Annotated in this window: 12 protein-coding genes; 6 read left to right on the plus strand and 6 right to left on the minus strand. The window is 70.3% G+C overall.

All coding sequences use genetic code 11. The features are described 5' to 3' along the window. The first annotated feature begins 65 nt into the window (after positions 1–65). Positions 66–626, plus strand: coding sequence for a DUF485 domain-containing protein (locus ACH4G3_RS00420; RefSeq protein WP_397622350.1), 561 nt, complete (start codon positions 66–68; stop codon positions 624–626). Then, positions 623–2,215 (plus strand): solute symporter family protein, encoded by a 1,593-nt coding sequence (locus ACH4G3_RS00425; RefSeq protein WP_397622351.1) that lies wholly within the window; start codon positions 623–625, stop codon positions 2,213–2,215. Before ACH4G3_RS00420 ends, ACH4G3_RS00425 begins: the two co-directional genes overlap by 4 nt. A 39-nt stretch (positions 2,216–2,254) precedes the next feature. On the opposite strand, the gene ACH4G3_RS00430 is transcribed toward ACH4G3_RS00425, so the two are convergent. Next, positions 2,255–2,950 (minus strand): response regulator, encoded by a 696-nt coding sequence (locus ACH4G3_RS00430; protein WP_397622352.1) that lies wholly within the window; start codon positions 2,948–2,950, stop codon positions 2,255–2,257. 161 nt (positions 2,951–3,111) lie between these two features. On the opposite strand from ACH4G3_RS00430, the gene ACH4G3_RS00435 reads away from it, so the two are divergent. From ACH4G3_RS00435 to ACH4G3_RS00445, 3 genes are read left to right on the plus strand one after another with little or no spacing between them, the layout of a single operon-like run. Beyond that, positions 3,112–3,927, plus strand: a complete 816-nt coding sequence (locus ACH4G3_RS00435; RefSeq protein WP_397622353.1) for an ABC transporter ATP-binding protein — start codon at positions 3,112–3,114, stop codon at positions 3,925–3,927. Continuing rightward, a complete protein-coding gene (locus ACH4G3_RS00440) occupies positions 3,917–4,780 on the plus strand; it encodes an ABC transporter permease (protein ID WP_397622354.1) in 864 nt (287 codons plus the stop codon). The genes ACH4G3_RS00435 and ACH4G3_RS00440 overlap by 11 nt, the downstream gene beginning before the upstream one ends. Positions 4,781–4,831: 51 nt before the next feature. Continuing rightward, entirely contained in the window at positions 4,832–5,893 is a 1,062-nt protein-coding gene (locus ACH4G3_RS00445; protein WP_397622355.1) for an ABC transporter substrate-binding protein, read from the plus strand. A 27-nt stretch (positions 5,894–5,920) separates the two neighbouring features. Here the strand turns inward: ACH4G3_RS00445 and ACH4G3_RS00450 are convergent, their stop codons facing one another. The 4 genes from ACH4G3_RS00450 to ACH4G3_RS00465 all read right to left on the minus strand — a co-directional run bounded on the left by ACH4G3_RS00450 (position 5,921) and on the right by ACH4G3_RS00465 (position 10,661). Next, a complete protein-coding gene (locus ACH4G3_RS00450; RefSeq protein ID WP_020273699.1) occupies positions 5,921–6,601 on the minus strand; it encodes a response regulator in 681 nt (226 codons plus the stop codon). Next, a complete protein-coding gene (locus ACH4G3_RS00455) occupies positions 6,601–8,271 on the minus strand; it encodes a sensor histidine kinase (RefSeq protein ID WP_397622356.1) in 1,671 nt (556 codons plus the stop codon). The genes ACH4G3_RS00450 and ACH4G3_RS00455 overlap by 1 nt, the downstream gene beginning before the upstream one ends. Positions 8,272–8,373: 102 nt before the next feature. Beyond that, the gene (locus ACH4G3_RS00460; RefSeq protein WP_397622357.1) at positions 8,374–9,318 is read right to left on the minus strand and encodes a sucrase ferredoxin; all 945 of its coding nucleotides are present in this window, start codon (positions 9,316–9,318) and stop codon (positions 8,374–8,376) included. An 83-nt stretch (positions 9,319–9,401) separates the two neighbouring features. Beyond that, positions 9,402–10,661, minus strand: a complete 1,260-nt coding sequence (locus tag ACH4G3_RS00465) for a citrate synthase family protein (RefSeq protein ID WP_397622358.1) — start codon at positions 10,659–10,661, stop codon at positions 9,402–9,404. Between the two features lie 110 nt (positions 10,662–10,771). Here ACH4G3_RS00465 and ACH4G3_RS00470 point away from each other — a divergent pair, with 110 nt between their 5' ends. Beyond that, a complete protein-coding gene (locus tag ACH4G3_RS00470; protein ID WP_397622359.1) occupies positions 10,772–11,932 on the plus strand; it encodes a citrate synthase/methylcitrate synthase in 1,161 nt (386 codons plus the stop codon). Between the two features lie 87 nt (positions 11,933–12,019). On the opposite strand, the gene ACH4G3_RS00475 is transcribed toward ACH4G3_RS00470, so the two are convergent. Next, positions 12,020–12,259: a hypothetical protein gene (locus ACH4G3_RS00475; RefSeq protein WP_020273705.1), complete on the minus strand. Its 240-nt coding sequence runs from the start codon at positions 12,257–12,259 to the stop codon at positions 12,020–12,022. Positions 12,260–12,318: the final 59 nt, after the last annotated feature.

The raw sequence follows: 12,318 nt of genomic DNA on the forward strand, positions 1-12,318 counted from the left end.
CCTGATGGGGTGAAGAGCGAGGGGAAGAAGAGTCGGGGATCTTCCCGTTCTGTCCATCCTTGGGCATGCAGCCAAGCAAGGGCCGTCCCCGCAGACATGGGGCTGGTCAGGAAAGTCCGGTCGAGCGACTCGACGGTGTCGGCCCCGGCCCTGCCGAGGAGGCCGGACACCTGAGGTACGACGATCCCTGGTACGACGCCCTGGCCTCCGGGTGGGGCGAGTCGGCCGGTGCCGCGGTGCCGGCTCCGGAGGTGGTTCCGTCGGCGCCCGGGGAGGGCGAGACCGGGGTCGCGGCGGCCGATGTGTATCTGGAGGTGCAGCGCAGCGCGGCCTTCCAGGAAGTGCGGCGGCGGTACCGGAGGTTCGTGGTGCCGGCCTTCGTGGCGTTCTTCGCCTGGTACGTGGCCTACGTCGTGGCTGCCACGACCGCGCCGGAGCTGATGGCCCGGCCCGTGCTGGGAGCGGTGAACGTGGCGCTGCTGGCGGGGCTGGGGCAGTTCCTGACCACGTTCCTGTTCACCTGGGGCTACTCGCGGCACGCGCGGCTGCGCAGGGACCGGGCGGCGCTCGACCTGCGCTGGGACACACAGGAGCTGACGCGCGGTGCGAACGGCGGTGTCTCGTGACGGGTGAGCACCAGACGCTGGCGCTGCTGCTGTTCAGCGGATTCGTCGCGGTCACGCTGGCGATCACGACATGGGTGAGCCGCAAGCGGCGCGGCTCGGCGGAGGAGTTCTACGCGGGCGGGCGGCTCTTCTCGCCCATGGAGAATGGTTTTGCCATCGCGGGTGACTACATGTCGGCCGCCTCCTTCCTCGGGGTCACCGGGCTCATCGCGCTGTTCGGCTACGACGGGTTGCTGTATGTCGTCGGCTTCCTCGTGGCCTGGCTGGTGGTGCTGTTCCTCGTGGCCGAACTGGTCCGCAACTGCGGCCGGTTCACGCTCGCTGACGTCGTGGCGGCGCGGATGAGGGAGCGGCCGGTACGGATCGCGGCGGGAACCTCCTCGGTCACCGTGTCCGTTCTGTATCTGGTGGCGCAGATGGTCGGCGCGGGCAGTCTGGTGGCGCTGCTGCTCGGGGGCACGAGCGGGGCGGCGCGGGCCTGGACCGTCATCGGCGTCGGCGCCCTCATGGTGATCTATGTGTCGCTGGGAGGGATGCGGGCGACGACATGGATCCAGATCGTCAAGGCGGTCCTGCTGCTCGGCGGCACGATCGCGCTGACGGTGCTCGTACTGGTGCGCTTCCATGGCGACCTGGACGGGTTGCTGCTCACGGCGGCCGAGCGCAGTGGTCACGGGGAGGCGTTTCTGGCGCCCGGGCTGAAGTACGGCGGGGACTGGACCGCCCGGTTCGACTTCATCAGTCTGGGGCTGGCCCTGGTGCTGGGGACGGCCGGGCTGCCGCACATCCTGTCCCGGTTCTACACCGTGCCCACCGCGCTCGCCGCGCGCCGCTCGGTCGTCTGGGCCGTCGGGCTCATCGGCGGTTTCTACCTGATGACGATCGTGCTCGGGTTCGGCGCGGCCGCCATCGTGGGGCCGGACGCGGTACGCGGGTCGAACGCGGCCGGGAACACAGCGGTTCCGCTGCTGGCGCTCGACCTGGGCGGTGGTGCCGGATCCACGGGTGGAACGGTTCTCTTCGCGGTGGTCGCCGCAGTCGCCTTCGCCACGATCCTCGCCGTGGTCGCCGGGATCACGCTCGCGTCATCGGCATCGGTCGCCCACGACCTGTACGCGTCTGTGCGGCGCCGGGGCGGCAAACCCCGCAGCGAGGTGGCCGTGGCCCGGGTAGCGGCCGTCGGTGTCGGGGTGGTGGCGATCGCCATCGGTCTGCTGGCGCGGGATCTCAACGTCGCGTTCCTGGTGGGCCTGGCCTTCGCCGTCGCCGCATCGGCGAACCTTCCGGTGCTGCTCTACTCCCTGTTCTGGCGCGGCTTCACCACACGCGGTGCCGTGTGGGCCGTCTACGGTGGCCTGGTGCCGGCCCTGGTGCTCGTGGTGCTGTCCCCGGTGGTCTCGGGAAGCCCCGACTCGCTGTTCCCGAACGTCGATCTCCAGTACTTCCCGTTGCAGAACCCGGGCCTGGTCTCGATCCCGCTGGGCTTCCTCGCGGGCTGGCTGGGCACGGTCACCGCGGCGGAGCTCCCGGACGAGGCCAAGCACGCGGAGACCGAGGTGCGGTCGCTGACCGGGGCGGGAGCGGCGTAGGGGCGGTTCCTGTACGGCCGTGGGGCCAGGGGACGTCCGCTAGGGCGCCACCCACGCGTAGCGGTGTTCGGGCCGGCCCGTGTCGCCGTACTTGAGGGAGAGGCGCAGGCGGCCGGACTGCTCCAGGCGGCGCAGATAGCGCTGGGCGGTGGAGCGGCTCAGTCCGGTCTCGGCGGCGACCTCGTGGGCGGAGAGCGGGTGGTCGGCGCGGTGCAGGACGCGGCAGATCAGTTCCGTCGTCGGCTCCGAGTGGCCGCTCGGCAGCCCAGGTGACGCGAGGACCGGGGTGGTGCGCAGGGCGCTGAAGATGCGGTCGACCTGTTCCTGGACGGCGATGGCGCGGCCGCCGCCGACCCGCTCGACGGTGCGACGCAGGGCGGCGTAGGACTCCAGGCGGGTGTGCAGTGCGGCGAAGGTGAACGGTTTGACCAGGTAGTGCAGGGCGCCCAGGCGCATGGCGGTCTGGATGGTCGCCACATCTCCGGCCGCGGTGATCATGATGACGTCGGTGCCGTGACCCTGTTCCCGCATGTGGTGGACCAGTTCGAGGCCTGTCCCGTCGGGGAGATAGTGGTCCAGCAGGACCAGATCGATCCCACCGCGCTGCACCGCCGCCAGAGCCTGGGCAGCGCTGTGCGCGCGGGCCGCCACCCGGAAGCCGGGGACCCTTCCCACGTACTTGGCGTTGATCTCGGCGACACGGAAGTCGTCGTCCACGACCAGGACGTCAATCATCGGGCCTCTTTCCCTCAAGGCCATGCGGGCGTCAAGCCCTTGTTTCGGCTACGTTTTTGTATCCCGCGCAAAACGAGCACAACAGGCTCTTGCGAGCAAAAGAACGGTATGCGCTCACAAGGCTGATGCCGCCTCCCGAGCCGGACCTACCGTCCCCGGCCATGAGCGCAGACACCAGCCCCGCCATTGAGCTGCGGGGCGCGAGCAAGACGTTCAGGACCCCGTCGGGAGGCCTGCACACGGCCGTCCGGGACCTGGATCTCACGGTCGGCCGTGGGGAGTTCGTCGCGGTCGTCGGCCCCACGGGCTGCGGCAAGTCGACCACGTTGACCCTGGTCAGCGGCTTGGAGGAGCCCACCGAGGGCGACGTGCTGGTCGCCGGGGAGCCGGTGCGCGGCGTCGGCGACAAGGTCGGCTTCGTCTTCCAGCAGGACGCCACCTTTCCCTGGCGTACGGTGCTGTCCAATGTGATGGCGGGACCGCGCTTCCGTGGCGTGCCCAAGGCGGAGGCGAAGCGGAAGGCGCGCGACTGGCTGGCCCGGGTCGGCCTCGAGGCCTTCGAGGACCGCTACCCGCACCAGCTCTCCGGCGGTCAGCGCAAACGCGTCGCGCTCGCCGCGACGTTCGTCAACGACCCCGAGATCCTGCTCATGGACGAGCCGTTCTCGGCACTCGACGTGCAGACCAGGGCGCTGATGTCGGACGAACTGCTCGACCTGTGGGAAGGCACTCGCGCCTCGGTCGTCTTCGTCACGCACGACTTGGAGGAATCCATCGCCCTGGCCGACAAGGTCGTCGTGATGACCGCCGGGCCCGCGACCGTCAAAGAGGTCTTCACCATCGACCTGCCGCGGCCCCGCAAGGTCGAGGCGGTGCGCCTGGAGCCGCGGTTCATAGAGATCTACCGAGAGATCTGGGAGTCCCTCGGCGAAGAGGTGCGCATCACCCGCGAGAGGGGTGCCGCGCATGTCGCCTGAGACCATCGGCCCCCCGGTCGTGGAGGCGGCCAAGGCGCCGGACCGTGCCCACTCGCGCGCCCGCGCCGCACGCAAGCGGAAAGTCCTGATCAACCTCGTCAGGGCGCTGCTGCTGGTCGGAGTCCTCGGCCTGTGGGAGGCGTTGTCCCGGGCCAAGGTCATCGATCCGTTCAACTTCTCGATGCCCTCGCAGATCTGGGACCAGATCTCCACCTGGGTCATGCACGGGACGGCGCTCGGATCTCTGGGCGAGCAGATCTGGTACACGCTCTACGAGGCGCTGCTCGGCTGGGTCCTCGGTGTGGTCACGGGTGTCGTGCTTGGCATCGCGCTGGGGCGGATCACATTGCTCGCCGATGTTCTTGGTCCATACATCAAGGTGCTCAACTCGATTCCCAGGATCGTCCTTGCGCCGATCTTCGTGATCTGGTTCGGGCTCGGCCCGGCCTCCAAGGTGGCCTCGGCCGTCGTCCTGGTCTTCTTCCCGGTGTTCTTCAACGCCTTCCAAGGCGCCCGCGAGGTGGACCGGAACCTCGTCTCCAACGCCCGGATCCTGGGCGCGAGCGACCGCAGGGTGACTCTGCAGGTGGTCATCCCGTCCGCCACGTCCTGGATCTTCACCAGCCTCCACGTCAGCTTCGGCTTCGCCCTCATCGGCGCCATCGTCGGCGAGTACATCGGCGCCACCAAGGGCATCGGCCTGCTCGTCGCGCAGTCCCAGGGCACCTTCAACGCGGCCGGGGTGTACGCGGCGATGGTCATCCTCGCCGTCGTCGCGCTCCTCGCCGAAGGCCTGCTCACCTTCGCCGAGAGCCGCATCTTCCGCTGGAAGCCCGCGGACTCCGAGCACTGACACTCACCCCGGACGCCCCCTCTCCTCCCCCTCACAAGGACGTGAACCGCCATGCGCACCAACGCCCGATACGCAGCCCTGGCCGCCGCCGGCCTGCTCGCCCTCTCCTCGCTCACCGCCTGTGCCAACGACGCCGCCAGTACGGCGTCGACCGGCTCCGGCAGCGGAGGCGGCGGCAAGGGCGAGCAGGTCAAGATCATGGTCGGTGGCCTGGACAAGGTCATCTACCTGCCCGCCATGCTCACCCAGCGGCTCGGCTACTTCGACGCCGAGGGACTCGACGTGCAGTTGCTGAGCGAGCCCGCCGGCGTCCAGGCCGAGACGGCGCTGGTCTCCGGACAGGTCCAGGGGGCCGTCGGCTTCTACGACCACACCCTCGACCTCCAGACCAAGGGCAAGCAGGTCGAGTCGGTCGTGCAGTTCTCGCGCGCCCCGGGCGAGGTCGAAATCGTCTCCGCCAAGGCAGCCGGCGACATCACCTCGCCCAAGGACTTCAAGGGGAAGAAGCTCGGCATCACCGGCCTCGGTTCCTCGACCGACTTCCTCACCAAGTACCTCGCCGTCAAGAACGGTGTGAACGTCAGTGACTTCACGCCCGTCGCCGTCGGTGCCGGCCCGACGTTCATCTCCGCGCTCCAGAAGGGCTCGATCGACGGCGGCATGACGACCGATCCGACGGTGGCGCAGGTCCTGGACAAGAAGGCAGGCAAAATCCTTCTCGACATGCGGACGCCGCAGGGGTCCCAGGAGGCGCTCGGCGGTCCCTATCCGTCGTCAAGTCTGTACATGCAGACGAACTGGGTGAACAGCCACAAGGCCACCGTCCAGAAGCTGGTCGACGCATTCGTCAAGACACTCACGTGGATGTCCACCCACAGCGCGTCCCAGATCGCCGAGAAGATGCCGGCCGACTACTCGCAGGGCGACAAGGCCCTCTACGCGCAGGCGATCAAGAGCACGCTGCCGATGTTCACCAAGGACGGCGTGATGCCCGCGGACGGTCCCGAGACGGTCGAGAAGGTCCTCAAGGCGTTCAACCCCAACATCAAGAACGCCAAGATCGACCTGAGTCGGACCTACACGACCGAGTTCGCGAAGAAGGCCACGGGCTGACAACCGAACCGGCCTCACACTGACCGCTCAGGCGCGGGTCGCCCACACGTAACGGTGTTCAGGGCGGCCCGCGTCGCCGTACTTCAGGGTCAGCCTGGCCCGTCCCGTGCGCTCCAGGAGCTTCAGATAGCGCTGGGCGGTCTGGCGGCTCACCCCGGTGCGTTCGGCGATCTCCTGGGCGGACAGGGGCCCGTCGGCGTTCATCAGGGACTGACGGACCAGCTCCGCGGTGGTGGGGGAGTGCCCCTTGGGCAGGTCCGGCTCGGAGGGGGCCGACAGTGCGCCGAAGATGCGGTCCACCTCCGCCTGTTCCGCCTCACCGCCGCCGTCGAGGGTGCGACGCAACTCCGCATACGCCTCCAGCTTGGCGCGCAGCCCGGCGAAGGCGAACGGCTTGACCAGGTACTGCAAGGCGCCGTGCCGCATCGCCGCCTGAACGGTGGACACGTCCCGGGCCGCCGTCACCATGATCACGTCGGTCTGGTGGCCGCGACGGCGCATCTCCTGGACGACCGCGATCCCCGTCTCGTCCGGCAGGTAGTGGTCCATGAGCACCAGGTCGAGCCGGGGCAGCGTCTCCAGCCGGCTCAGCGCTTCCGCGGCACTGTGGGCCTCACCCGCGACATGGAAGCCCGGCACCTTCTCGACGTAGGCGGCGTTGACCCGCGCGACCCTTGTGTCGTCGTCCACGACCAGGACCTCGATCATCAGGACTCCTCCTTGGCGGTCTGCGGAGCTGACGGCACGGTCAGGGCCGGCTCCGGGCCCGCGTCGGCCAGCGCCTCCGGCAGGACGACGGTGAACTCCGCACCCCCGCCGTGAGCCTCCCCGACGGTCGCGCTGCCACCCTGCCGCTCGGCGAGCCTGCGCACCAGGGAGAGCCCGATGCCCCGCTCGCGGTGCGCGGGCGGCTTCTTCGTGGACCATCCCTCGGTGAAGATCAACTCCTGGTGCTCCGGCGGGATTCCCGGGCCCGTGTCGCGCACCCGGAGGATCGCCGTACGGCCCTCGGCGCGCAGTTCCACCTCCACGCGCGCGTGCGGCTTGCCCGCAACGGCGTCGAGGGCGTTGTCCACCAGGTTGCCGACGACGGTGACGAGCCCCTGGGGATCGATCAGCCGGTCGGGCAGCCGGGTCCGGTCCGACACCCACAGGGCGACGCCCCGCTCGGCCGCGACGGTCGCCTTGCCGACCAGCAGGGCGGCGAGCAGCGGGTCCGCGATGCGTTCGGTGACCTGTTCCGCGGTGGCCCGGTGGTCACCGACCACTTCGCCCACGAACTCCACGGCGTCGTCGTACATCTCCAGTTCGAGCAGCCCCAGGAGCGTGTGCATACGGTTGGCGTGCTCGTGGTCCTGGGCGCGCAGGGCGTCGATCAGACCACGGGTGGAGTCGAGCTCGCGGCCCAGCTGCTCCAGCTCGGTGCGGTCGCGCAGGGTGGCCACGGCTCCGCCGTCGTCCGTGGGCATGCGGTTGGCGACCAGCACCCGCTGGCCCCGCACGGTGAGCAGGTCCGTGCCGGTCACGCGCCCGGCCAGTACGTCGGCCGTACGGCCCGCGCCGAGCGCCTCGTCGGGGGAGCGGCCCACCACCGCGTCCCCGATGCCCAGCAGGCGTTGCGCCTCGTCGTTGACGAGACGGATGCGACCGGTGCGGTCCAGGGCGACGACGCCCTCCCGGATGCCGTGCAGCATCGCCTCACGTTCCGACAGGAGCGACGCGATGTCCGAGAAGGCCAGGTCCCTGGTCTGCCGGTGGACCCGCCGGGAGATGAGCCACGCGGCCAGCGCACCGACGGCCAGGGCACCTCCGGCGTACGCGAGCAGCCCCGGGATCGCGTGGATCAGCCGGGCCCGGACGCTGTCGTAGGCGATGCCGACCGAGACGGCACCGACGACCGTGCCGTCACTGTCGCGCAGCGGCACCTTGCCGCGGGCGGAGCGGCCCAGGGTGCCGCTGTCGATCTCCATGACCTCTTTGCCGGCCAGGGCCTGGCCGGGATCGGTCGAGACGATGCCGCCGATCTGCTTCGGGTCGGTGTGCGACCACCGCACGCCCCGCCAGTCCATCACCACGATGTACTCGGCCTTGGTGGCCTTCCGGATCCGTTCCGCCTCCTTCTGCACCGGACCGTTCGGTGAGGGAGGCGTGTCCCTCACCTCCCTCGCGAGGCCCGGCTGCTGCGCGGTGGTCTGCGCGATGGCGAGCGCGCGGCGCATCGCCTGGTCGTCCAGCTGGTCGCTCAGGGGCGCGAGGAACAGTCCGGTCGCGAGGACCGCGACTCCCGCGGCGATCGCCACCTGCATCAGCAGCACCTGCGAGAACACCCGCCGGGGCAGGCCGAGGCGCAGGCGGCGTGCGGGGGGAGTGGGGCTCATACCCAAGAAGGTACGTGGGGCTGCCCAGGTGCCGTAACGGGTGTGGCGTGGATCTCTTGATCAATGCTTGAGGAGACGGTCGGACCGTGCCCGGCGGACCGGTCAGCTCGCGAGCGCCGTCGTCACCCTCACCTCGCGCACCGCAACCACGTCCATCCGCGCGGGCGAACCGAGGACTGCCGCTCCGCAGCTCTCCGGCCGTGGCGGCAGGGCCGCGCCCTGGGCCACCTCGACCTGCCAGCGGCGCCCGTCGGCGTGGGCGACGGTCACCTCCCAGCGCGGGGCCGCGCCGGCCGTCCGTACGACGCTCAGTGCCTCCGCGGCGTATTCGCCGGTCTGTGCGCGCACGGCGAGTTCGGCCGCCTGGCCGGGCCGTTCCCAGGCCGAGCTGCCCCGGCACCCTTCCACGACGATCCGGCCCTGACGCGCGCTGTGCAGGACCTCCTTGAGGGTGTGCGCCTCGGCCCTGCCATACGCGTATCCGTACGGCAGCACGAGTGCTGTCGGGGAGAAGCGGTGACCACCCAGATGGGTGACCTCCCAGACGCCCTCGACCCCGGACGTGGCGAGTTCCGCCGCGAGAGGGCGGCCGAGGAGCGCGCAGCAGCGGTCGCGCTTGCCGTTGGTGCAGACGAGGGCGAGCGGATCGCCGTCGTGGGGCCGTCCCCCGAGCACCGCGTCGAAGGTGCCGTGGTCGCCCCGGCCGAGTGCGGCGAAGTCGAGATCGAGGAGCTGCCCGGGGTCCGAGGTCGTGGCGCCGTGCAGCCATACGTTTCCCGGGACGGTGTGGGCCGCGTACACCCGGCGGGTGGCGGGCATCCGGCGGTCCGCCTGGCGTCCGGGGCGGCGGATGAGCACGATCCGGACGCCCGTGTCCTTCGCCGCCGCTTCCAGGGCACGGCCCAGCGCGGGGTCCAGCTTGCTCGAAGTGAGCGCCTTGGCACCCCACGGACCTGGCTGTTCCAGCAACAGCCAGGTCCTCGCGGTGGCCGCGGTTCCCGAAACGGGCTCGTCCGAGACACGGGAGACGCTTGAGCACGTACGCACAGAGGTGAGCCTAACCTAAGTTGGGCTGCGACTCATTCCGGCCCCGCCGTTGCTTACTCCGGCAGTGGCTGTGGCGGCTCCGCTTACTCCGGCAGTGGCTGTGGCGGCTTCGGACCCGTGTAGAGACCGCTCGGGCGCATGCGCAGGGGGCGCTCGCCGTACTCCTCCAGAGCATGGGCGATCCAGCCCGCCGTACGGGCCACCGCGAAGATCGTCTCGCCCGCGGTCGGGGGCATGCCGCAGGACGTGGTGAGCACGGCGAGCGCCAGGTCGACGTTGGCGTGCAGCGGGGCGTGGCGGGCGGTGGTCTCGACGATGTCCCGGGCCGCGAGGAGGGCGGGTTCCGCGCGCGGGATCTGCTCCAGGAGGGCGAACAGGGCACGCGCGCGTGGGTCCTCGCCCTGATAGAGCCGGTGGCCGAGTCCCGGGATACGGCGGCCGGCGCGCAGCTCGTCCGCGATCACCGGTGCCGCGTCGCCCTGGTCGAGCACGTCCTGGAGCAGCCGGTGCGCGAGTCCGCTGGCCGCGCCGTGCAGCGGGCCCTCGATCACGCCGAGTCCGGCGGAGACCGCCGCGTAGGCGTGGGCACGGGCCGACGCGGCGACGCGCACCGCGAGGGTCGAGGCGGCCAGGTCGTGGTCGACGAGGAGGGCGAGCGCGGTGTCCAGAGCGCGCAAGGATGCCTCGTCGGGATCCTTGTGCACCGACAGCCTGGTCCACAGACGGTGGGCCAGAGGGCCTTCGTCACGGCGGTCGCGCCACGCCGGGGGCAGGGCGGCGACCAGTGTGGGAATGAGCGTGCGCACGGTGCCGAGCACGGCGCCCTCGGACAGGTCGAAGCGCAGCGGGTCGGCGGTCGCTGCGGCGATCGTCGCCACGCGCAGCAGGTCGGTGGGCGCGGCGTGTTCGGGCAGCGCGTCGACGGCGCGGCGGGCCACGGCGACCGAGGCGGCCGGCGCGGTGAACGTGCTGCCCGGCCGCATCCGGCCGGTCCACAGCCACTCCGCGACCTCCTCGTAGGTGTGCCGCGTGGCCAGGTCGACCGCGTCCACACCGCGGTAGTAGTAGCGGTCGCTCTCGATGAGCGTGATGCGGGTCCGTACGGACAACTCGCCGCCGGAGGCGGAACTCCCCGCGCTCTCCCGCCTGTTGCGCCGGGCGAGCGCCTCGACCTCCCTGGCGTCGAAGGTGCTGCCCCGGCCGCCGGTCACCCGCCGGCTGCTGAGCTGACCGCGGCTCACGTACGCGTACACGGTCTCCGGCTTCACGCCGAGCAGCTCGGCGGCCTCCTTGGTGCTCAACCGCCGTTCCGGGTCGAGGGGGGCGGGTTCTTGATCGCGCATGGGGGTCACCGTAACCGCCTAGCGGCCTATTGACTGATCTATTGATTGAATCAATATTGACACATCTCAAGTCAACCATGGACAGTCAAATCAAGTCCAGGGAGGAAGACATGTCCGTCAACAGGTCCGCAACCGCTCTCATCGACGCACCACGGGGACTCGCCGGGGTCGTCGTCACCGACACCCGGATCGGTGATGTCCGTGGCGTCGAGGGCTTTTACCACTACCGCCAGTACTCGGCCGTCGACCTCGCGCGGACCCGCGCCTTCGAGGACGTCTGGCACCTGCTCGTGCACGGCGAACTGCCGGACGCCGTGCAGAGCGCGGCCTTCGCGGCGCAGACCGCGGCGCTGCGCCGGCTGCCCGACGAGGTCCGCGCGGCCCTGCCGGCCATCGCGGCGGCCGGCGGACGCTCCGGCCCGCTCGCCGGGATGCGCACGGCGCTGTCGCTGCTGGGCGCGGCCAAGGGCTTCCGGCCCGGGTACGACATCGACGCCGACCGGCGCAGGCAGGACGCCATCGAGGCGACCGCGGCCGTACCCACGCTGCTCACCGCGCTGCACCGGCTGGGGCAGGGGCTCGAGCCGGTGGAGCCGCGCGAGGATCTGTCGTACGCGGCCAACTATCTGTACATGTTGACCGGCTCGGTGCCGACCGAGCGGCACGCACGGGCGATCGAGCAATACCTGATCTCAACCATTGATCATGGATTCAATGCATCAACATTCACCGCTCGGGTCATTGCGTCGACGGGTGCGGACGTGGCGGCGTGCCTCGCCGGCGCGGTGGCGGCCCTGTCGGGGCCGTTGCACGGAGGTGCGCCCAGCCGTGCGCTGGACACCCTGGACGCGATCGGCACCCCGGACCGCATCGACTCCTGGGTGCGGCAGCGGGTGCTCGCCGGTGAGCGCATCATGGGCTTCGGGCACGCGATCTATCGCACGGAGGACCCGCGGTCGCGGATGCTGCGCGAGGTCGCCCAGGGGTTCGGCGGTCCACGGGTGGACTTCGCCGTGGAGGTCGAGCGGCACGTCGAGGCGATCCTGGCGGAGCTGAAACCCGGCCGTGAACTCCACACCAACGTCGAGTACTACGCGGGCGTGGTCATGGAACTCTGCGGCCTGCCCCGCGAGATGTTCACGCCGACGTTCGCCGCCGCGCGCGTGGTGGGCTGGAGCGCCAACATCCTGGAACAGGCGGAGGACACGAAGATCATCAGGCCGGTGGCGCGCTATGTGGGGCCGCAGGCGCCGGAGCCGGTGCCTGCCTGACGGACGGCGCCGCAGGAACACGAAGGGTCCGGCACCAGAAGGTGCCGGACCCGGGCCGCACGCCGGCCCGACAGGTGTCCGACGAGATCAGGCGTCAGGAATGTCGGCCTTGGCGTCGATGAGGGTCTTGCGCGTGACCACGACGATGCGCTCGTAGTCGGCCCTGGACGCGTCGCCAGGAAGCTTTCCGTCGAGTTCTTCGGTGAGGTCGGTGCCGATCACAGCGAACCTGCCGTCGGACAGCTCGAAGATATCGGGGCAATTGGCACCAGTCGCACTTCCTCGCGCGCTGGGAGGGGTGCCAATCCGACGGATGATGTGGCTCACTGTTCTGGCGTTCCTTTTGATCTCGAGGCTTGGTGCGCACTGTAGCCTGCGGTGCGATG

The sequence above is a fragment of the Streptomyces afghaniensis genome (assembly GCF_044327915.1).
GTDB classification, from domain to species: Bacteria; Actinomycetota; Actinomycetes; order Streptomycetales; family Streptomycetaceae; genus Streptomyces; species Streptomyces afghaniensis.